This window comes from Paenibacillus sp. cl130, assembly GCF_900116035.1.
Classification (GTDB): Bacteria; Bacillota; Bacilli; order Paenibacillales; family Paenibacillaceae; genus Paenibacillus; species Paenibacillus polymyxa_B.
In genome coordinates this window covers 35,140-54,679 of sequence record NZ_FOYG01000015.1, presented here as the reverse complement: position 1 = coordinate 54,679, position 19,540 = coordinate 35,140, and the positions used below count along the sequence as shown (strand labels likewise).

21 protein-coding genes and 1 other annotated feature are annotated in these 19,540 nt (G+C 46.0%); all 21 genes read left to right on the top strand.

The genetic code is table 11. The features are described from left to right. The first annotated feature begins 4 nt into the window (after positions 1–4). Positions 5–1,081: a DNA integrity scanning diadenylate cyclase DisA gene (disA, locus tag BM358_RS25655; RefSeq protein ID WP_013373290.1), complete on the top strand. Its 1,077-nt coding sequence runs from the start codon at positions 5–7 to the stop codon at positions 1,079–1,081. Positions 1,082–1,135: 54 nt separating this feature from the next. After that, complete coding sequence (gene pssA / locus BM358_RS25650; RefSeq protein ID WP_023990570.1) at positions 1,136–1,882, top strand: CDP-diacylglycerol--serine O-phosphatidyltransferase; 747 nt, start codon at positions 1,136–1,138, stop codon at positions 1,880–1,882. Between the two features lie 193 nt (positions 1,883–2,075). Then, on the top strand, positions 2,076–3,161 hold the full coding sequence (locus BM358_RS25645; protein ID WP_023990569.1) for a PIN/TRAM domain-containing protein: 1,086 nt from the start codon (positions 2,076–2,078) through the stop codon (positions 3,159–3,161). 70 nt (positions 3,162–3,231) lie between these two features. Further along, positions 3,232–3,930 (top strand): 2-C-methyl-D-erythritol 4-phosphate cytidylyltransferase, encoded by a 699-nt coding sequence (gene ispD, locus BM358_RS25640; protein WP_023990568.1) that lies wholly within the window; start codon positions 3,232–3,234, stop codon positions 3,928–3,930. Next, positions 3,927–4,403, top strand: a complete 477-nt coding sequence (gene ispF, locus BM358_RS25635) for a 2-C-methyl-D-erythritol 2,4-cyclodiphosphate synthase (protein WP_023990567.1) — start codon at positions 3,927–3,929, stop codon at positions 4,401–4,403. Before ispD ends, ispF begins: the two co-directional genes overlap by 4 nt. A gap of 39 nt (positions 4,404–4,442) precedes the next feature. Next, the gene (gene gltX / locus BM358_RS25630; RefSeq protein WP_028542624.1) at positions 4,443–5,903 is read left to right on the top strand and encodes a glutamate--tRNA ligase; all 1,461 of its coding nucleotides are present in this window, start codon (positions 4,443–4,445) and stop codon (positions 5,901–5,903) included. Positions 5,904–6,391: 488 nt separating this feature from the next. Then, positions 6,392–7,072 carry a serine O-acetyltransferase gene (gene cysE / locus BM358_RS25625; RefSeq protein WP_013312176.1) on the top strand — a complete coding sequence of 227 codons (681 nt, stop codon included), beginning with the start codon at positions 6,392–6,394 and terminating at the stop codon, positions 7,070–7,072. Between the two features lie 24 nt (positions 7,073–7,096). Further along, a complete protein-coding gene (cysS, locus tag BM358_RS25620) occupies positions 7,097–8,500 on the top strand; it encodes a cysteine--tRNA ligase (RefSeq protein WP_025723808.1) in 1,404 nt (467 codons plus the stop codon). Beyond that, positions 8,497–8,955: a Mini-ribonuclease 3 gene (locus BM358_RS25615; RefSeq protein WP_028542623.1), complete on the top strand. Its 459-nt coding sequence runs from the start codon at positions 8,497–8,499 to the stop codon at positions 8,953–8,955. The genes cysS and BM358_RS25615 overlap by 4 nt, the downstream gene beginning before the upstream one ends. A gap of 55 nt (positions 8,956–9,010) precedes the next feature. Continuing rightward, positions 9,011–9,757 (top strand): 23S rRNA (guanosine(2251)-2'-O)-methyltransferase RlmB, encoded by a 747-nt coding sequence (rlmB, locus tag BM358_RS25610; RefSeq protein WP_023990564.1) that lies wholly within the window; start codon positions 9,011–9,013, stop codon positions 9,755–9,757. 4 nt (positions 9,758–9,761) lie between these two features. Then, complete coding sequence (locus BM358_RS25605; RefSeq protein ID WP_028542622.1) at positions 9,762–10,283, top strand: NYN domain-containing protein; 522 nt, start codon at positions 9,762–9,764, stop codon at positions 10,281–10,283. Between the two features lie 162 nt (positions 10,284–10,445). Then, on the top strand, positions 10,446–11,090 hold the full coding sequence (gene sigH, locus BM358_RS25600; protein WP_016324748.1) for an RNA polymerase sporulation sigma factor SigH: 645 nt from the start codon (positions 10,446–10,448) through the stop codon (positions 11,088–11,090). A gap of 334 nt (positions 11,091–11,424) precedes the next feature. After that, positions 11,425–11,574 carry a 50S ribosomal protein L33 gene (rpmG, locus tag BM358_RS25595; protein WP_023990562.1) on the top strand — a complete coding sequence of 50 codons (150 nt, stop codon included), beginning with the start codon at positions 11,425–11,427 and terminating at the stop codon, positions 11,572–11,574. A gap of 20 nt (positions 11,575–11,594) precedes the next feature. Then, positions 11,595–11,786, top strand: coding sequence for a preprotein translocase subunit SecE (secE, locus tag BM358_RS25590; RefSeq protein WP_013312170.1), 192 nt, complete (start codon positions 11,595–11,597; stop codon positions 11,784–11,786). 22 nt (positions 11,787–11,808) lie between these two features. Beyond that, positions 11,809–12,342 carry a transcription termination/antitermination protein NusG gene (gene nusG / locus BM358_RS25585; RefSeq protein ID WP_007432596.1) on the top strand — a complete coding sequence of 178 codons (534 nt, stop codon included), beginning with the start codon at positions 11,809–11,811 and terminating at the stop codon, positions 12,340–12,342. Between the two features lie 73 nt (positions 12,343–12,415). Next, positions 12,416–12,841, top strand: a complete 426-nt coding sequence (gene rplK, locus BM358_RS25580; RefSeq protein ID WP_007432595.1) for a 50S ribosomal protein L11 — start codon at positions 12,416–12,418, stop codon at positions 12,839–12,841. An 87-nt stretch (positions 12,842–12,928) separates the two neighbouring features. Next, positions 12,929–13,621, top strand: a complete 693-nt coding sequence (gene rplA / locus BM358_RS25575) for a 50S ribosomal protein L1 (protein WP_013312169.1) — start codon at positions 12,929–12,931, stop codon at positions 13,619–13,621. A 68-nt stretch (positions 13,622–13,689) separates the two neighbouring features. Then, positions 13,690–13,841: a sequence feature (ribosomal protein L10 leader region), on the top strand. Positions 13,842–13,915: 74 nt separating this feature from the next. Next, positions 13,916–14,419, top strand: coding sequence for a 50S ribosomal protein L10 (gene rplJ / locus BM358_RS25570; protein ID WP_013312168.1), 504 nt, complete (start codon positions 13,916–13,918; stop codon positions 14,417–14,419). Between the two features lie 68 nt (positions 14,420–14,487). Then, on the top strand, positions 14,488–14,853 hold the full coding sequence (rplL, locus tag BM358_RS25565) for a 50S ribosomal protein L7/L12 (RefSeq protein WP_010348819.1): 366 nt from the start codon (positions 14,488–14,490) through the stop codon (positions 14,851–14,853). 148 nt (positions 14,854–15,001) lie between these two features. After that, on the top strand, positions 15,002–15,604 hold the full coding sequence (locus BM358_RS25560; RefSeq protein WP_028542621.1) for a class I SAM-dependent methyltransferase: 603 nt from the start codon (positions 15,002–15,004) through the stop codon (positions 15,602–15,604). A gap of 355 nt (positions 15,605–15,959) precedes the next feature. Next, the gene (gene rpoB / locus BM358_RS25555) at positions 15,960–19,505 is read left to right on the top strand and encodes a DNA-directed RNA polymerase subunit beta (protein WP_028542620.1); all 3,546 of its coding nucleotides are present in this window, start codon (positions 15,960–15,962) and stop codon (positions 19,503–19,505) included. Positions 19,506–19,540 lie beyond the last annotated feature (35 nt).

Below are 19,540 nucleotides of genomic sequence, written 5' to 3'. Positions count from 1 at the left end.
GAGAATGAAAGAAGCGAGCCAACTGGATAAAATGAACGATTTGCTGCGGCTTGTGGCACCGGGAACTCCCTTTCGCGACGGGTTGGAAAACGTTTTGCGTGCCAAAACGGGTGCTCTTCTGGTCGTTGGCTATAGCCCAGAAGTTATGGAAGTGGTGGATGGCGGTTTCTCCATTAATTGTGATTTTTCGCCGAACTATTTGTATGAGTTGGCTAAAATGGACGGCGCAATCATATTGAGCGAGGATTTAAAACGAATTTTATATGCCAATACGCAACTGATTCCGGACTCCTCCATTTCTTCAATTGAAACAGGAATTCGGCACCGGACAGCAGAACGAGTTGCAAAGCAGACTGGCAAACTAGTGGTTTCTATTTCCCAGCGGCGTAATATTATTACCTTGTATCAGGGGACATTACGGTATGCGCTCAAGGAAATCGGGGTTATTTTGACGAAAGCCAATCAGGCTATTCAGACGTTAGAGAAATATAGATCCGTGTTGGGGCAAGCCTCTACGAATTTGACAGCATCTGAATTTGAAGAGCTGGTTACCATGCCGGAGGTCGTTAATGTCATCCAGCGGATCGAAATGGTGCTGCGCATCAAAATGGAGATCAAACGATTTATTAACGAGCTCGGAAATGAGGGCCGTCTGATTAGTATGCAGATGGAAGAGCTTGTCAGCAACATTGAGGAAGAAGCATGGTTGCTGTATAAGGATTATGCCAAAGACGATAGCGACGAGAAGATTCGTGAAATTATATTGGGACTCAAACGTTCTACGGACGACGAATTGTTAGATGTGAATCATATTGTACGTTTACTAGGCTACCCTTCTTCAGCTGCGACATCAGAAGAGTATATTGCTGCACGCGGCTATCGGGTACTGAACAAGATACCGCGTTTGCCGAATGTGATTATTCATAATCTGGTGGAGCGGTTTGGACGTTTTCCGCATGTCATGACAGCAACGATAGAAGAACTGGATGAAGTGGATGGTATTGGAGAGGTTCGTGCGCGTACGATTAAAGAAGGTCTTAAACGTTTGCAGGAACAAGTTTTCATTGACAGGCAAATGTAAATGTAATACAGTGAAAGGATTATAATGGAACAATTCATACATTGAGGTGAAGAGATGATTACCAAATCAATTCCGAACATGTGTACCTTAGGTAACTTGTTTCTCGGAATGATCGCCATTTTATTGGCTGTAGACGGAAAATACAGTCTTGCCGCTATTATGGTTATTGTCGCCATGTTGTTGGACGGACTGGATGGAAGGATGGCCCGGGTCCTGAATGCCCAAAGCGAATTCGGTAAAGAACTGGACTCCTTATCAGATATGATATCTTTTGGTGTTGCTCCCGCAGTTATTATGTACATGGTTGCTTTTCATGATGCGAATTCGGCTCTCGCTTGGACGGTTACTGCCATTTTCCCGATGTGCGGAGCGTTGCGTTTGGCTCGATTTAACGTACGTCCTGGTGTACCAGGTTATTTTACGGGTTTGCCAATTCCGGCAGCAGGTGGCGTATTAGCCACTTTATCCTTATTCCATAACGATATTTCATTGTTATACATGTCGATTGCCATGTTGCTGGTTTCTTATTTGATGGTCAGCTCCATGAGATATCCTAATTTTAAAAAGGTCGGCCTCCCCAAAAAAGCGATCTGGGTTGCTCCATGGGTCGTAATTGCAGCGGTGGTGTTGGCTGTTAAATTCCCTGACCAGCTGTCGAAGCTGATTTTTGTACCGCTGGTGCTGTATGCATTGTATGGCATGAAGCTGAACATTCGTAAGCTGTCACGCAGACGTGGACGTGGTCGGGAGCGTTCCAGTCAGGAAGAACAGGACGATCAATATCGTCATTCACAGCGTTAGTATCAAGCAAGAATAAGAATAAGCATTTATTTCCTTGAAGCATTTCAGGGAGATAAATGCTTTTTTTTATGCATAAAAAGTGAAAATACAGGGTTAGTTATGATGAAAATGGATCATACTGGTAAGAGAAATGCTATGTATCCAATAAATAGCAGACTATATGAAAAGAAAATAAAGGAGGTATAGAGACTCAATGTGGAGAAAGGCTATTTTAACTTTTACAGGATTGTGCGGAGCATGGTTTGGCTATACGTTATACCAGCGGGTAGGAGGCATTGTAACGTGGATGCCGCAATGGTTGAGTGATGGGTCTTTACCAGGAATGATTGTTTGGATGATGGCGGGAGCAGTGCTATTTATGGCTGGGTGTTCATTCGCAGGGGCATCCGTGGCGAATCGGTTGCAGCAGGGCATTGAAGGCTTGGTACGAATTCCGATGAACGAGATGATGGCAGGTGTGATTGGTTTAGCGGTGGGATTGATACTTTCCTTAGCAGTTTACCCGCTTTTTTCATGGTTGGGGGCCCCGGGTCAACTTATCCAGACGGCTGTTACCGTGATATGCGGATATGTAGGATTGATGGTTGGGCTAGAAAAGCGGGACGAGCTGTCATCCTTTTGGAGTTCTGGTTTTTTTGGTCGGGGAACGGGTGTAGAAGAACGCAAGCTGGAGGAACATAAAATATTGGACACCAGCGTCATTATAGATGGGCGTATTGCGGATATTTGCAAGACAGGTTTTATTGAAGGAACAATTGTAATTCCTGAATTTGTGCTGGAGGAGCTTCAGCATATTGCAGATTCATCAGATTTACTTAAGCGTAATCGTGGACGGCGAGGTCTGGATATTTTGAATAAAATCCAAAAAGAACTGGATGTAAATGTACTCATTTACGAAGGTGATTTTGAGGAAATTTCAGAGGTCGACAGTAAGTTGGTTAAGCTGGCAAAGGTGTTACAGGGTAAAGTTGTAACTAATGATTTTAACCTGAATAAAGTATGCGAACTTCAAGGTGTATCAGTGCTGAATATTAACGATTTGGCGAATGCAGTGAAGCCTGTCGTATTGCCCGGTGAGGAAATTATGGTGCAGATTATTAAAGACGGCAAGGAGCATGGGCAGGGTGTAGCCTATCTGGATGATGGCACGATGATTGTTGTAGAAGGCGGACGTGACTATATTGGCTCTCTGATGGAGGTGCTGGTCACGAGTGTACTTCAGACCTCAGCCGGCCGTATGATCTTTGCCAAACCAAAATTATTGGAAAAAGCTCAATAAACGCGGTATGATGAAGTAGATGTGTTATCATACGGATCGTCCAAGTGCGATCAGGGCAGGAGTTATTTGAATGAACAATCGGGTAGGAGTTGTCATTGTGGCAGCAGGGCGCGGCTCCCGTATGGGGACGCAGGAGAGCAAGCAATTTCTGCTTTTGCGGGACAAGCCCATCTTCATACATACACTTGAAATATTCGCAGCTATGCCCGAAGTGGATGAAATGGTGATGGTGACTGGGACAGGAGATGTGGAACGCTGCCGAGATTGGATTCATCAATACAAAATCGGTAAAAATGTACGGGTGGTGGCTGGTGGCAGTGAACGCCAGCATTCGGTTTATCGCGGTCTGCGCCACTTACAAGCGGGTTGGGTGATGGTGCATGATGGTGTGCGTCCACTAATTCAACCTGAGCTTGTACGTTCATGCCTTGAGGCAGCCCAGCGTACTGGTGCTTCTGTAGCAGCAGTACCTGTAAAGGATACAGTCAAGCAAGTGAACGGGGATGGTATCATTACAGCAACGCCGGATCGCCGAAGTCTGTGGAGTATTCAAACGCCACAGACTTTTCGTCTTTCCGATCTGCTGCGAGCCTATGAGGAAGCGGAGCAGTCGGGATTCTTGGGAACAGATGATTCTATGCTGATAGAGCGGCTAGGAATTCCGGTTACTGTCGTTCAAGGCAGCTACAAGAACATCAAAATTACTACGCCTGAGGATTTGGATATGGCGGCGTTATGGGTAAAAACAGAGGGAGAGGATATCAAGTGATCAGAGTGGGACAAGGATTTGACGTCCACCAGCTGGTGGAAGGAAGGCCATGCATCATCGGAGGTATAAACATTCCGTATGAAAAAGGTTTGTTGGGCCATTCCGATGCAGACGTGCTGCTACATGCCATTAGCGATGCCATCTTGGGCGCGCTTGGCTTGGGAGACATCGGGAAGCATTTTCCGGATAACGACCCAGAATTTAAGGATGCTGACAGTCTTAAGCTACTGGAGCATGTGTGGGGACTAGCTAAAGAGCGAGGATATCGCTTGGGGAATATTGATTCTACGATTATCGCACAAAAGCCCAAAATGGCATCGTATATTCCGCAGATGAATGAAGTCATCGCTCGGGCGCTGGAAGCAGAGGAGCTATCCCAGGTGAACGTCAAGGCGACCACGACAGAGCAACTCGGGTTTCCCGGACGGGGTGAAGGAATCGCGGCTCAATCGGTTGTCTGTCTTATCAAGTAAATGCTATCATCTTGAGTAATTCAATTTGGAGGAGATTATATGAGCACGGAAGTTCGTGTACGTTATGCACCAAGCCCTACAGGGCATCTGCACATTGGAAATGCCAGAACGGCATTATTTAATTATTTGTTTGCCCGCAATCAAGGTGGGAAATTTATTATTCGTATCGAAGACACAGATGTGAAGCGCAATATTGAGGGCGGAGAAGAAAGCCAACTTAAATATTTGAAATGGTTGGGTATGGACTGGGATGAGAGCGTAGACGTGGGAGGCGAGTTTGGACCTTATCGTCAGACTGAACGCTTGGACATATATAAAACGTACTGGCAGGATTTGCTGGACCGTGGTTTGGCTTACCGTTGTTACTGCACTGAAGAAGAGCTGGAGCGCGAGCGTGAAGAGCAGACGGCACGTGGGGAGACACCACGCTATTCTGGGAAACATCGTGATCTAACAGAAGAACAGTGCCAAGCATTTGAAGCAGAGGGCCGTGTACCAAGTATTCGTTTTCGCGTACCGGAAGATCGTGAATATACGTTTGACGATATCGTAAAAGGTCAAATTACATTCAATTCCAAGGAAAGCGGCGATTTTGTTATCGTCAAAAAGGATGGTATTCCGACATATAACTTCGCTGTAGCAGTTGACGATTATTTGATGAAAATATCGCATGTACTACGGGGCGAAGACCATGTTTCCAATACACCGCGGCAGTTGATGATCTTTGAAGCTCTTGGCTGGGAGCCGCCACGCTTCGGTCATATGACGCTGATTGTAGGCGAGGATCACAAAAAGCTCAGTAAGCGTAACGAATCCATTATTCAGTTCATGGAGCAGTATGACAAGTTGGGCTATCTGCCAGAAGCTATATTCAACTTTATTGCACTGCTGGGCTGGTCCCCGGAAGGCGAAGAAGAGATCTATGATCGGGAACAACTGATTTCGATTTTCGATCCTAATCGTTTGTCCAAAAGTCCGGCTGTGTTTGATACAAATAAGCTTGCTTACCTGAACAATCACTATATTAAAAAGGCTGATCCTGAGCGAATTGCCAGCATGGCGATTCCACATCTCCAGGCAGCGGGGCTGTTGCCGACTGAACTGTCTGCGGAACAACTGGATTGGGCTAAGGCCCTGGTTCGCTTATACCAGGAACAGATGACTTCTGCAGCCGATATTGTAGCGTTGTCTGAGTTGTTTTTCCGTTCACATCTGGAACTGGATGCTGAAGCAGCAGCTGTATTGGCCGAAGAGCAGGTTCCGGAGGTACTTAGAGCTTTTGCAGGTAAAGTTGAAACGAGCGAGGAATTTACAGCTCCACAAATGGCTAAGCTGATCAAGGAAGTTCAAAAGGAAACCGGTTTTAAGGGAAAACAACTATTCATGCCGATTCGTGTGGCTCTTACAGGCCAAACTCATGGACGGGATCTGAATGAAACTATCTTTTTGCTCGGACGTGACAAGGTACTGGATCGTCTTAAGGCACAAATTAAAGGCTGATGTTTCTTGTCAATTTGTTGTCTTTTCGCTATAATGACTCCATTGATACGGATTGATATTTACGTGTAAAGGCTGCGAACAGGAGAAGTACACTGCATAAGGGCATCTGCCAGAGAGGACGGTCGAGGGGAAACCCCAGGCTGAGAGCCGTCCAGATGACCTGCGGAGGAAATGCGCCTGGGAGCCGTGCGCCCGAACTCTCATTAGCGTCAAATGCTGATGTGACAAGGGCGTGCCGAGTCGTTCCCGTTACAGGACGCTAAAGACGAACTGCTCTGCTTTTTTATGCAGCAGGTATGTTCGAAGCAGAGTGGGACCACGTTCATGCGTCTCTGCAGCTTAGGCTGCGGAGGCGCTTTTTCTTTTTTATCAGACTCAGACTCATTATAGATAGAAAAATGTCGAAGAGTGCTGGTGGATGCGAAAATTGGCGGAACGTGAAGTGTTGTGATGATGCGGCAAGGATATGAAGGGAATAGGAGGGCGACATGTTCAGACATTTCAAATCCGACATTCAGACTGTTTTGGATAATGATCCGGCCGCCCGGAGTAAGCTTGAGGTCATTTTTACGTATTCCGGCGTTCATGCCCTTTGGGCACACCGAATCGCACATTGGTTTTATTTGCGAAACTGGTGTACTCTAGCCCGTGTTATATCCCAGGTATCGAGGTTTATGACAGGCATTGAAATTCATCCTGGCGCTCGTATCGGAGATCGGCTGTTCATTGACCATGGCATGGGAGTTGTCATCGGTGAAACCTGTGAGATTGGCGACGATGTCGTATTGTATCAGGGGGTCACACTCGGCGGGACTGGGAAAGAGAAAGGGAAGCGCCATCCGACCATTGGGAATAATGTTGTTATCGGCTCTGGTGCGAAGATATTGGGCTCTTTTACGATTGGGGCACAGTCCAACATTGGCTCCAACTCGGTTGTGCTCAAAGAAGTCCCACCAAACAGTACGGTGGTGGGCATCCCGGGGCGAGTTGTCAGACAGGATGGTAGGCGGCCAGACCGACTTAGTCATCAATTGCCTGATCCGGTTGTGGACTCTATGAGAGAACTTCAACGGGAAATTGAACGTTTGCGTGCAGAAATATCTGATTTGAAGGATGGGCCATCCGCTCAGAAACATCAGGTGACCCAAGAGAATAAATTAGAAAAATGATTTTCATGAGGGAGGAACATAACAATGCCGCTTCAAATTTATAATACAATGACGAGGAGTCGGGAGCCTTTTGTGCCACTGGAGCCTGGAAAGGTTAAAATGTATGTATGCGGACCTACCGTGTATGATTACATTCATATTGGCAATGCACGACCTGTAATTGTATTTGACGTGGTGCGGAGCTACCTGGAGTACTTGGGCTATGATGTAAACTATGTGGTGAATTTTACGGATGTCGATGATAAACTAATCCGCAAAGCTCGGGAACTTGATATGGATGTTTCGGCAGTTGCTGAGAAATTTATTGCTGCCTACCATGAGGATCTGGCAGGATTGAATGTTCCTGCTGCCAGCATGAACCCTCGTGTAACAGAGAGTATGGACCTGATTATTGATTTTATTAAGGAATTGGTAGACAAAGGCTATGCTTATGAAAATGATGGCGATGTATTCTATCGGACCAAAAAGTTCAAAGATTACGGACAACTATCAGGTCAAAATCTGGAAGAGCTTCAGTTCGGAATTCGCATCAATGTGGATGAACGCAAGGAAAATGCCGAGGATTTTGTACTCTGGAAGGCAGCGAAGCCGGGTGAAATTCATTGGTCGAGCCCTTGGGGAGATGGACGACCAGGCTGGCATATCGAATGCTCTGCTATGGCTCGCCATTATTTGGGGGATACACTGGATATTCATGGGGGCGGACAGGATCTGCAATTTCCGCATCATGAATGTGAATGCGCACAATCTGAAGTGATTACGGGTAAGCCTTTATCTCGCTACTGGATGCATAACGGATATATTCGCATAGATAATGAAAAAATGTCGAAATCACTCGGTAATGGTATTTTGGTTAAAGATTTGCGCGCTCACCATAAGCCGGAGGCTTTACGTTATTTTATGTTGTCGACACATTACCGGAATCCGTTGAACTATAACCAAGAGACTATGAGTCAGGCGGAGAACAGTGTCGAGCGGATCGCCAATGCAGTTGCCAATGTGAAGCATCGTTTAGCTAATGCGCTGGAAGGTAATGGGGGAGTATCGACGGAACTGCAAACGAAGCTCGACGGAATTTTGCAGCAGTTTGGCGAAAAAATGAATGATGATTTCAATACACCTGATGCGATTACTGCTGTATTTGATTGGGTTAGCGAAGCAAACCATTTGTTGCAGCGAGATGTCGTACATCAGGCGGAACTACAAGCTGTATTGCATACCTTTCATTCGATGAATAGCGTACTTCGCATTTATTCGGAACCGAGTGAAGAGTTGCTGGATGACGAAATCGAGCAGTTAATTGCAGAACGTGTCGAAGCTCGTAAGACCAAAAACTGGGGTAGAGCTGACGAAATTCGCGATCTGTTGGCTGCAAAAGGCATTGTGCTTGAAGATACGGCACAGGGTATGCGGTGGCGGCGAAAATGAGTGATAAGCCAATGAACTCAGAAGCATCGGAAGGTACGGGGAACTGGTTCCCGTACCCTGCATCCAAGCCAGCCCGTTTGATGCCCCCCATTGCACTAGCTTACATTGGTGATGCAGTGTACGAGGTAGCTGTCCGGCAATATTTGTTGGCTCAGCCTAACCTGCGTCCAAACCATCTGCATCGGCGAGCCACAGGGCTAGTCTCCGCCAAGGCGCAGAGTCGCATGTTGGGGCTATTGGAAAAGGTACTGACGGAAGAAGAACGCGATATTGTCCGACAAGGAAGAAATGCTAAATCAGGAAGTTTGCCCAAAAATGCTGATGTGCTTGAGTATCGGCATGCCACTGCACTGGAAGGGTTGGTTGGATCTCTTTATTGTGATGGACATTTGGACAGATTAAGAGAGTTGATTACGTTCGGAATTGCACAAATGGAAAATACAGAAAAATCATAAATGGGAACGGACTGGATGGAACAAGCATCGTCCGTTTCCCGGGAGGAAGCTAGAGATGGAAGAAGAATGGATTGCCGGTAAGCATTCGGTAACAGAGGCATTGCGTTCAGGCAGAACGATAAATAAAATATGGATTGCGGATAATGCACAAAAACATTTGACGCTGCCGATTACAGCTGAGGCGAAAAAAGCAGGAATCATTGTTTTGCAGGTGGACAAGCGTAAGCTGGATCAAATGGTTCCGGGCATTCAGCATCAGGGAGTGGTCGCGCAAGCTGCGCCTTTTGCCTATGTTGAAGTGGAAGAATTGCTCGCCACTGCTCGTGATAAGGGAGAAGAGCCGTTTTTAATTTTGCTGGATGAGATTGAAGACCCTCATAATTTGGGCTCCATCCTTCGTACAGCGGACTGTACTGGAGCGCATGGTGTTATTGTGCCGAAAAGGCGTTCTGCAGCTGTAACTGTAACGGTGTCCAAAACATCGGCAGGTGCTGTGGAGTACGTCCCGGTGGCGCGTGTAAACAATCTGGGACAAACCATTGACCGTCTTAAAGAAGAGGGTGTATGGGTAGTTGGTACGGATGTTACAGCGAAAGACCCTGTCTTTGGGAATGGAGTATTCACGGGACCGGTAGCCATTGTCATTGGTAACGAAAATAAAGGGATGGGCCGTTTGATCCGTGAGAAATGTGATGTACTCGTCAAGCTGCCAATGGCGGGGCAAATTAATTCCCTTAATGCTTCTGTAGCTGCAGGTGTTGTCATGTACGAAGTATTGCGCGGACGACAGGCACGGGGCTAACGATATGGCTGACATGCGGGATGTTCTGCTTGTGGACGGTTACAATATGATTGGAGCCTGGCCCGAACTTTCCGCACTGGTACAATCTGGTATGCAGGAAGCGAGGGACAGACTTCTTGAACGGCTGGCGGATCATCAGGCGTATTCCGGCAGAAGAGTCATCGTCGTATTTGATGCTTACAGGGTGCCAGGATTGGGTAAAATTTTTGCCCAGAGCAAAGTCCAGATTTATTTTACCAGAGAAAAAGAAACTGCTGATGAGTGCATCGAGCGATTAGTTCGGGAGCTGAGCAGTAAAAGAAGAAGTATTTACGTAGCCACAAGCGATCAGGTAGAACAACATGTCGCATTTGGACAAGGTGCACTCAGGGTGTCGGCGCGGGAATTACTGATCGAGATTGAGGAATCCGAAAGGGAAGTGCAGAAGCGAATCCAGCAGGATAGTGCCAAATTGTCCCGTAACTCGCTAGATGCCAAACTGAGTCCGGAGCTTCGAAAGTTGTTTGAACGATGGAGAAGAGAATAAACCAATAATTGGACCCTCCTCCATTTTGAAACCATTGACAATTTTGTTAGCGCTCTTCTTTTTTAGGTTGTTGTGGTTGACGGTATCAGGTTACATCGCGTATACTTGTCGTATATTTGAGAGAGTAACGGGTACCTTGCGTTGCAGCCGGAGGGATTGTTAGTGAGTGTGGACCTCAAGGATATCATGTTGTCAAAGTTTGATTACAAAAATGATGAAGACATTGTCGGAGCAGTCCATGAAGGTGATGGGGAAGCGCTGGAGTTTCTGATCAACAAATACCGGAACTTTGTGCGGGCCAAGGCCAGATCTTACTTCCTGATTGGTGCTGATCGCGAGGATATTATTCAGGAGGGCATGATTGGTCTCTACAAATCCATTCGTGATTTTAAGGGAGACAAGCTTGCTTCGTTCAAGGCTTTCGCCGAGTTGTGCATTACACGACAGATTATTACGGCAATTAAGACGGCTACACGACAAAAGCACATTCCTCTGAACTCTTACGTATCTCTGGACAAGCCCATCTATGATGAAGAGTCAGACCGGACGTTGCTCGATGTGATTTGCGGAACACAAGTAAGTGACCCTGAAGAGCTGATAATCAATCAGGAAGAGTTTGTGGGCCTTGAGGACAAGATGTCCGAGATTCTGAGCGAGCTGGAACGCAAGGTACTTATGTTGTATCTAGACGGACGTTCGTATCAGGAGATTGCAGAGGATCTTGACCGCCATGTGAAATCCATTGATAACGCGCTGCAACGGGTCAAGCGTAAACTTGAAAAGTATCTGGAAGTAAGAGATAGTTGAAAGTAGAGGCTGACAGGGAAAAGGCTCGAGTCCGAGTCTTTTTTTATTCGTTATAGGTAGATTATGCAGGTTTATAAGTGTTACAAATGATTTATACTAAAAAAGATGAATAATAGATATCGCCTTGATTTTTGAAGCAGCTTTTCAGAGAACAGTTTTAAAGGATGCACAGATGTTAAAATGCACCACAGCCGGGACTGCGAATTGTATGCAAACATTCGTTGACATGGAAAACCCCGTGTGATAAAGTGTTTTAGGTAGGCCTAAATTCGCGGTTTTTTTTAGGATCAATTATGAGACTTCCGGTGTTGGATGTCTTCGGGAGGTGCACATCATGCGGGTAATTATTACTTTGGCTTGTACAACATGCAAACAAAGAAATTACACAACGACGAAAAACAAGCGTAATCACCCCGACCGCATGGAGATGAAGAAATTCTGTAAGTCCTGTAACGAACAGACTTCTCATCGGGAAACCAGATAGTTTTTGGAGGTGTAGTCGGCGTGAAACGCAGTTTCAAGTCTCTGTTTTCCTTTTTCTCTGAAAGCTGGGCTGAACTCAAGAAGGTTCGCTGGCCCAATCGTAAAGAACTGACCAACTATACGCTGATTGTCATAGGGACAATTGCGTTCGTCACGATTTATTTTTGGGTTCTCGATATCGGCATTTCCGCTGTGATCGAAGCGATTATCTAGGAAGGGTTCCAGGTGGCTTGATATGGAAAAAAGATGGTACGTCGTTCATACCTATTCAGGGTATGAGAACAAAGTCAAAGCCAATTTGGAAAAACGCGTTGAGTCCATGGGCATGGAAGACAAGATATTCCGTGTTCTTGTTCCTATGGAAGAAGAACTGGTAACCAAGGACGGTAAGAAAAAAACCGTTATGCGTAAAGTCTACCCTGGTTATGTCTTAGTCGAAATGGTCCAAACCGACGACTCTTGGTATGTTGTACGCAACACACCAGGTGTTACGGGATTTGTAGGGTCGACAGGCTCGGGTTCCAAACCGACGCCATTGCTTCCAGAAGAAGTTGAACAGATTCTGAAGCATATGGGCATGGTAGAGCCGAAACCGAAGATTGAATTCGATGTTAAGGAATCCGTGCGAATTAAAGTTGGTCCTTTTGCGAATTTTGTGGGCTCCGTGGAAGAAATTTTGGTTGAGAAGAGCAAGCTTAAGGTTCACGTCAACATGTTTGGACGGGAAACCCCGCTTGAGTTGGATTATACTCAAGTGGAGAAAATATAGATTTTTCTTACAGGTTTCTTGTGGGAGGATCGATAGGTCCGTCTACCACTATTGAGTCAAGGAGGTGTCATCCATGGCAAAAAAGGTAATTAAAATGGTAAAACTGCAGATTCCTGCAGGGAAAGCTAATCCAGCGCCTCCAGTAGGTCCAGCTTTGGGTCAAGCAGGTGTCAACATCATGGCATTCTGTAAAGAGTTCAATGCTCGTACTGCTGATCAAGCAGGCCTGATTATTCCGGTTGAAATTTCGGTATTTGAGGATCGTTCTTTTACGTTCATCACGAAAACTCCACCGGCTGCTGTTCTGTTGAAAGTTGCTGCTAAAATCGAAAAAGGTTCCGGTGAACCGAATAAAACGAAAGTTGCAACTGTAAATCGCGCTGCTGTTCGTCAAATTGCAGAGCAAAAAATGCCTGACCTTAACGCAGCTTCCGTAGAATCGGCAATGCGTATGGTTGAAGGTACTGCTCGCAGCATGGGTATCACCATCGTAGATTAATTTTATTAATCTACGTGTGCCGGCAGTTTGACTGTCCGGCAAGTGTGGGAGGAATATCCGCTAATACCACATAAGGAGGAAAACATTATGGCTAAACATGGTAAGAAGTACCTGGAAGCTGCTAAGCTGATTGACAGCGAAGCAACTTACGAGCCTTTAGAAGCCGTTGAACTGGTGAAAAAGGCTGCGACTGCTAAATTCGACGAAACCGTTGAAGCAGCAGTTCGTCTGGGCGTAGATTCCCGTAAACAAGACCAGGCTGTTCGTGGTGTTGTTGTTCTGCCGCATGGTACGGGTAAAACACAACGCGTTCTGGTATTTGCAAAAGGTGACAAAGTGAAAGAAGCGGAAGCGGCTGGCGCTGATTTTGTTGGTGATCAAGATATGATCAACAAAATCCAACAAGGCTGGTTCGAATTCGACGTCTGCGTTGCGACACCTGATATGATGAGTGAGGTTGGTAAACTGGGTCGTTTGCTCGGTGGTAAAGGTTTGATGCCTAACCCTAAAGCAGGCACAGTTACTTTCGACGTTGCCAAGGCTGTTCAAGAAATTAAAGCCGGTAAAATCGAATACCGTCTCGACAAAGCCGGTCAAATTCATGCGCCAATCGGCAAAGCTTCCTTCAGTGCTGAACAGCTGAACGAGAACCTTAAAGCCTTGGTTGAAGCCTTGAACCGTGCGAAGCCAGCGGCTGCTAAAGGTGTATACCTGAAAAACATCGCTATTTCTTCGACTATGGGACCAAGTGCACGTGTGAACGCATCTGTTTACAGATAATATTTTGATTGACACACTCAATCAAATTTGTTATTCTATAAAAGTTGTGAGTCCTTGTGACTGACCATTAAAGTTGAATATGCTTACCGTAGACAGTAGGTGCCTTCGGGCTTAATTTCCTACCGAGGTGTTATGATAGAACGTTTCATGTGACGGGCTTGTCCCGTCCATGTAGATTTATCAAGCCTTCGTACTCTACGGAGGCTTTTTTCATGCTTATGAAAGCAAGCTTTGTAAGATCACCAGATCGGGTGCTTCGAACAAAGCGGATAAATTGATCAGGAGGTGTACAGTTTGGCAAATGCAAAGGTGATTCAAGCAAAACAAGAAGCTGTTGAAGTTGTAGCTGCAAAATTGCGCGAGAGCGTAACAACTGTGGTTGCAGACTATCGCGGTCTGAATGTTGCCCAAGTAACTGAGCTGCGTAAGCAGCTTCGCGAAGCCGGAATCGAATTTCAAGTGCTGAAAAACACACTGCTCCGCCGTGCAACTGCGGCAGCAGAATTGACTGAACTGGACGCAGTATTGACAGGTCCTACTGCAATCGCGTTCGGCAAAGATGATGCAGTGTCTGCAGCTAAAATCTTGAACGATTTCGCTAAGAAGAACAATGCACTGGAACTGAAAGGTGCAGTTGTAGAAGGTCGCGTTATCGGTGTTGAGGAAATCAAAGCACTGGCAGAACTGCCATCCCGCGAAGGTCTCCTTTCCATGCTCCTCAGCGTGCTTCAAGCTCCTGTGCGCAACTTCGCGCTTGCAGTTAAAGCTGTTGCAGAAAAAGAAGAGCAAAGCGCATAAGTTAGGGATTAAACCTGCTGTATAGCAGTTGAAAACAAAAAAATACGAATTTAAATGGAGGTTCAACCATGAGTAAAGAGCAAATCTTGGAAGCAATTAAAGGTATGTCCGTATTGGAACTGAACGATCTCGTGAAAGCAATCGAAGAAGAATTCGGCGTAACTGCAGCAGCTCCAGTAGCTGTAGCAGGTGGCGCAGCAGGTGGCGCAGCAGAAGCTGAGCAATCCGAGTTCGACGTAATCTTGACAAGCGCTGGCGCTTCCAAAATCAACGTTATCAAAGCAGTTCGCGAAATCACAGGTCTTGGCCTGAAAGAAGCAAAAGAACTGGTTGACAACGCTCCAAAACCACTGAAAGAAAAAATCGCTAAAGAAGAAGCTGAATCCATTAAAGCAAAATTGGAAGAAGCAGGCGCTTCTGTAGAAGTAAAATAATTGACTGCTTTCTAGCAGACAATGAACAAAAACAAACCCCTTGAGGTGATCTTCAAGGGGTTTGTTGCTGTAAAACGGTAGTACCAGCATGTCTGAAAGGTTATTGTAAAGGCTATGATGGTAGTACAACCGAAAGAGGTGGGCATGAATGGCTGATCATTATTACTCCAAGCGGCCAGAGACGGCGCATGAACGACGGAGCCTGGAAACAGTGCTTCGGGGGCGGTCATACCGTTTTGCCAGCGATTCAGGCGTTTTTTCAAAGCAGGGAATTGATTACGGGAGTCGTGTGCTGATTGAAGCGATGCAGCTTCCTGCACAAGCCACGGTATTGGATGTAGGATGCGGTTACGGGCCGATTGGTCTGGCGGCAGCCGCGCTTGTCCCAGAGGGACACGTCACAATGGTTGATATTAATGAGCGAGCGGTTCAACTAGCGATAGAGAATGCGGAACGTAATGGGGTTAAGAATGTCACCATTAAGCAAAGCGATTTGTTTGCGGAAGTGAAGAATGAACGTTTTGACGTGATCTTGACGAATCCTCCTATACGTGCAGGGAAAGAAACAGTGCATACCATTTTTGAGCTTGCTTATGAGCATTTAAACGAGGATGGAGTTTTGTGGGTAGTCATTCAGAAAAAGCAGGGGGCCCCTTCGGCGAGTGCTAAGATAGAGAGCCTTTTCGGTCATGTGGAGGAAGTTACAAAGGATAAAGGTTATCGAATTTTGAAGGCTGAAAAAAGTTTTTGAGAAAATGCAATAGGACCATTGACTTGAATCCTGGTCTGTGATATTATTATAAAATGTCAGTATTAGGATGCCCTCCATGGCTTTAGTTTGTTGAAATGTCAATAGATTTATGCGTAGTAGGTATAGTATTTATCTCTATTACGTATAATACAACCATTTTGGGCAAATCTACAAGTGATGAAGATCTTCCGGTAAGAGGATTCTGCAGATACGTTGCTCTTTTTTCGAATGCATTCGAGTAAGGGCTTTTCTGTATTTGTAAGATTGAATCTTCTGTATGTGTCTTATTATAAGGTCACAAACAGAGGTTCGCAATGTATTTTTAAAGTGAGTAGACATGAGGGGTGAGTTTAAGTTGGCAGGACATCTTGTTCAATATGGTCGACGCACTCGGCGCAGTTATGCACGTATTAATGAGGTACTCGAGGTTCCGAACCTGATTGAGATCCAACAAAAATCCTATGATTGGTTTTTGGAGGAAGGATTACGGGAAATGTTTCGGGATATTTCGCCAATTCAGGATTTCACTGGAAACCTGATTCTGGAGTTTATCGACTATTCTCTCGGAGAACCCAAATATACCGTTGACGACGCAAAGGAACGCGACGTTACGTATGCAGCACCGCTTCGGGTAAAAGTCCGGCTTATTAATAAAGAAACCGGGGAAGTGAAAGAGCAGGAAGTATTCATGGGAGACTTCCCGCTGATGACTGAAACGGGTACGTTTATTATTAACGGTGCGGAACGGGTTATTGTCAGCCAGTTGGTTCGCTCTCCCAGCGTCTATTTCAGCACAAAAGTCGACAAGAATGCGAAAACAACATACACCGCAACGGTAATTCCTAACCGGGGGGCTTGGCTCGAACTGGAGATGGATGCGAAGGATATTATCTATGTCCGGATTGACCGTACCCGTAAAATTCCGGTTACGGTGTTGCTGCGTGCGCTGGGCTTTGGCACTGATGCTGAGATTCTGGATTTGCTCGGCAATGACGAATATATCCGCAACACACTTGATAAAGACAACACGGATTCCACCGAGAAAGCGCTGATTGAAATTTATGAGCGTCTTCGTCCGGGTGAACCGCCTACACTGGATAACGCAAAGAGCTTGCTGGTTGCGCGCTTCTTTGATCCAAAACGTTATGATCTGGCCAACGTAGGCCGTTACAAAATCAATAAAAAGCTTCACATCAAAAATCGTCTGTTCAATCAACGACTTGCTGAGACTTTGATTGATACAACAACTGGTGAAATCATCGCTGAAGCCGGACAAATGGTAGATCGCCGCCTGTTGGACGAGATTTTGGCCCAACTGGAGGAATCAGTAGGACATCGTACGTATCATGTTGCGAGTGGTGTGCTAGAAAGCAATGATATTCCACTTCAAACGATCGATGTATTCTCACCAATTGAGGATGGTAAAGTAGTAAAACTGATTGCTAACGGAAATATTGATAAATCGGTTAAGAATATTACGCCTGCCGATATTATTTCCTCCATCAGTTATTTTATTAACTTGCTTCACGGAATCGGAAGTACGGACGATATTGACCATTTGGGTAACCGTCGTTTACGTTCTGTAGGTGAGTTGCTCCAAAACCAGTTCCGTATCGGTTTGTCCCGTATGGAACGCGTAGTGCGTGAAAGAATGTCGATTCAGGATGCTAATGTAATTACGCCACAAGCGCTGATTAACATACGTCCGGTAATTGCTTCGATTAAAGAGTTCTTTGGTAGCTCGCAGCTGTCTCAGTTTATGGATCAGACGAATCCGCTTGCTGAATTAACGCACAAACGTCGTCTGTCTGCACTCGGACCCGGCGGTTTGACGCGCGAACGCGCGGGTATGGAAGTACGTGACGTCCATCCGAGTCACTACGGCCGCATGTGTCCTATCGAGACACCGGAGGGACCAAACATTGGTTTGATCAACTCTTTGTCCACTTTTGCACGCATCAACGAGTACGGATTTATCGAAGCACCTTATCGTTGGGTAGATCCAAAAACCGGAAAAGTTACAGAGCAGATTGATTACCTGACTGCTGATGAAGAAGATAACTACATCGTAGCTCAGGCGAATGCGGAATTGACGGAGGAAAACACCTTTAAGGATGAGGTCGTCATTGTCCGTTATAACAAACAGTCTGATAACATTATTCCGATGGCTAGTAGCCGTGTCGATTACATGGACGTATCGCCTAAACAGGTCGTATCGGTCGCGACTGCATTGATTCCGTTTCTGGAGAATGATGACTCTAACCGCGCATTGATGGGTTCCAACATGCAGCGTCAGGCTGTCCCACTTCTGATTCCGAAGTCTCCATTGGTCGGAACAGGAATGGAGCACAAGTCTGCGAAAGATTCTGGTGTTTGCGTTGTATCCAAATACAACGGAGTTATCGAACGTTCTTCGGCTAACGAAATTTGGTTGCGTCGTATCGAAACTGTAGATGGCGCTGAAGTGAAGGGCGACATTGTTAAGTATAAATTACACAAATTTATGCGATCTAACCAAGGAACTTGCATCAACCAACGTCCGATTGTGAACAGAGGAGATATTGTCAAAGTTGGCGATATTCTTGCGGATGGTCCATCTACAGAGATGGGTGAGTTGGCGTTGGGACGTAACGTTGTCGTTGCCTTCATGACTTGGGAAGGTTACAACTACGAGGATGCGATCCTGCTGAGTGAGAAACTGGTTAAGGAAGATGTATACACCTCGATCCATATTGAGGAATACGAATCCGAGGCTCGTGACACGAAGCTTGGACCTGAAGAAATCACTCGCGACATTCCAAATGTCGGTGAAGAAGCGCTTCGCAACTTGGATGAGCGTGGAATCATTCGTATTGGTGCCGAAATCGGCGCAGGTGACATTCTCGTTGGTAAAGTTACACCTAAAGGTGTGACTGAATTGACAGCTGAAGAACGTCTCTTACACGCAATCTTTGGTGAGAAGGCACGCGAGGTTCGCGATACTTCTTTGAGAGTTCCTCACGGAACAGACGGGATTGTTGTAGATGTAAAGGTGTTTACACGTGAAAATGGTGATGAATTGCCACCAGGTGTAAATCAGTTGGTTCGTGTATATATTGCTCAAAAACGTAAAATCTCCGAAGGCGATAAAATGGCTGGACGTCACGGTAACAAGGGTGTCGTTGCCCGTATTTTGCCTGAAGAAGATATGCCGTTCCTGCCGGATGGCACACCAGTACAGGTCGTTCTGAACCCGCTGGGCGTACCTTCACGGATGAACATCGGACAGGTGCTTGAAGTCCATCTGGGTATGGCTGCAATGCGTCTTGGTATTCATGTGGCAACTCCAGTATTCGATGGTGCCAAGGAGTATGACGTATTCGATACAATGGAAGAGGCAGGCATGCAACGTAATGGTAAGACTGTGTTGTATGACGGACGTACGGGTGATCGTTTTGAACGTGAAGTTACTGTCGGTGTCATGCACATGATCAAACTGGCGCACATGGTCGATGATAAAATCCATGCTCGTTCTACAGGTCCTTACTCTCTCGTTACGCAACAACCATTGGGTGGTAAAGCTCAATTCGGTGGACAGCGCTTCGGGGAGATGGAAGTATGGGCATTGGAAGCCTACGGCGCGGCGTACACGCTTCAGGAAATTTTGACTGTGAAATCCGATGATGTGGTTGGACGTGTTAAAACTTACGAATCCATTGTCAAAGGTGAAAATGTACCTGAACCGGGTGTTCCAGAATCATTTAAGGTCCTAATCAAAGAGCTGCAAAGCTTGGGTATGGACGTGAAGATTCTGTCTGAAGACGAACAAGAGATCGAAATGAGAGAGCTTGATGATGAGGATGACACAACCGGCGATAAGCTGAGTTTGAATCTGGAAGGCTCTGAGGTTGGCGTAGAGTAGTTTGACTGCTGACTGACTCATATCAGCTTTGTTAT

What these genes read in the sequence shown, in the direction of transcription:
- disA (WP_013373290.1), top strand. Translation starts at nt 5, where the DNA reads ATGAAAGAAGCGAGCCAACTGGATAAAATGAACGATTTGCTGCGGCTT.
- pssA (WP_023990570.1), top strand. Translation starts at nt 1,136, where the DNA reads ATGATTACCAAATCAATTCCGAACATGTGTACCTTAGGTAACTTGTTT.
- BM358_RS25645 (WP_023990569.1), top strand. Translation starts at nt 2,076, where the DNA reads ATGTGGAGAAAGGCTATTTTAACTTTTACAGGATTGTGCGGAGCATGG.
- ispD (WP_023990568.1), top strand. Translation starts at nt 3,232, where the DNA reads ATGAACAATCGGGTAGGAGTTGTCATTGTGGCAGCAGGGCGCGGCTCC.
- gltX (WP_028542624.1), top strand. Translation starts at nt 4,443, where the DNA reads ATGAGCACGGAAGTTCGTGTACGTTATGCACCAAGCCCTACAGGGCAT.
- cysE (WP_013312176.1), top strand. Translation starts at nt 6,392, where the DNA reads ATGTTCAGACATTTCAAATCCGACATTCAGACTGTTTTGGATAATGAT.
- cysS (WP_025723808.1), top strand. Translation starts at nt 7,097, where the DNA reads ATGCCGCTTCAAATTTATAATACAATGACGAGGAGTCGGGAGCCTTTT.
- BM358_RS25615 (WP_028542623.1), top strand. Translation starts at nt 8,497, where the DNA reads ATGAGTGATAAGCCAATGAACTCAGAAGCATCGGAAGGTACGGGGAAC.
- rlmB (WP_023990564.1), top strand. Translation starts at nt 9,011, where the DNA reads ATGGAAGAAGAATGGATTGCCGGTAAGCATTCGGTAACAGAGGCATTG.
- BM358_RS25605 (WP_028542622.1), top strand. Translation starts at nt 9,762, where the DNA reads ATGGCTGACATGCGGGATGTTCTGCTTGTGGACGGTTACAATATGATT.
- rpmG (WP_023990562.1), top strand. Translation starts at nt 11,425, where the DNA reads ATGCGGGTAATTATTACTTTGGCTTGTACAACATGCAAACAAAGAAAT.
- nusG (WP_007432596.1), top strand. Translation starts at nt 11,809, where the DNA reads ATGGAAAAAAGATGGTACGTCGTTCATACCTATTCAGGGTATGAGAAC.
- rplK (WP_007432595.1), top strand. Translation starts at nt 12,416, where the DNA reads ATGGCAAAAAAGGTAATTAAAATGGTAAAACTGCAGATTCCTGCAGGG.
- rplA (WP_013312169.1), top strand. Translation starts at nt 12,929, where the DNA reads ATGGCTAAACATGGTAAGAAGTACCTGGAAGCTGCTAAGCTGATTGAC.
- rplL (WP_010348819.1), top strand. Translation starts at nt 14,488, where the DNA reads ATGAGTAAAGAGCAAATCTTGGAAGCAATTAAAGGTATGTCCGTATTG.
- BM358_RS25560 (WP_028542621.1), top strand. Translation starts at nt 15,002, where the DNA reads ATGGCTGATCATTATTACTCCAAGCGGCCAGAGACGGCGCATGAACGA.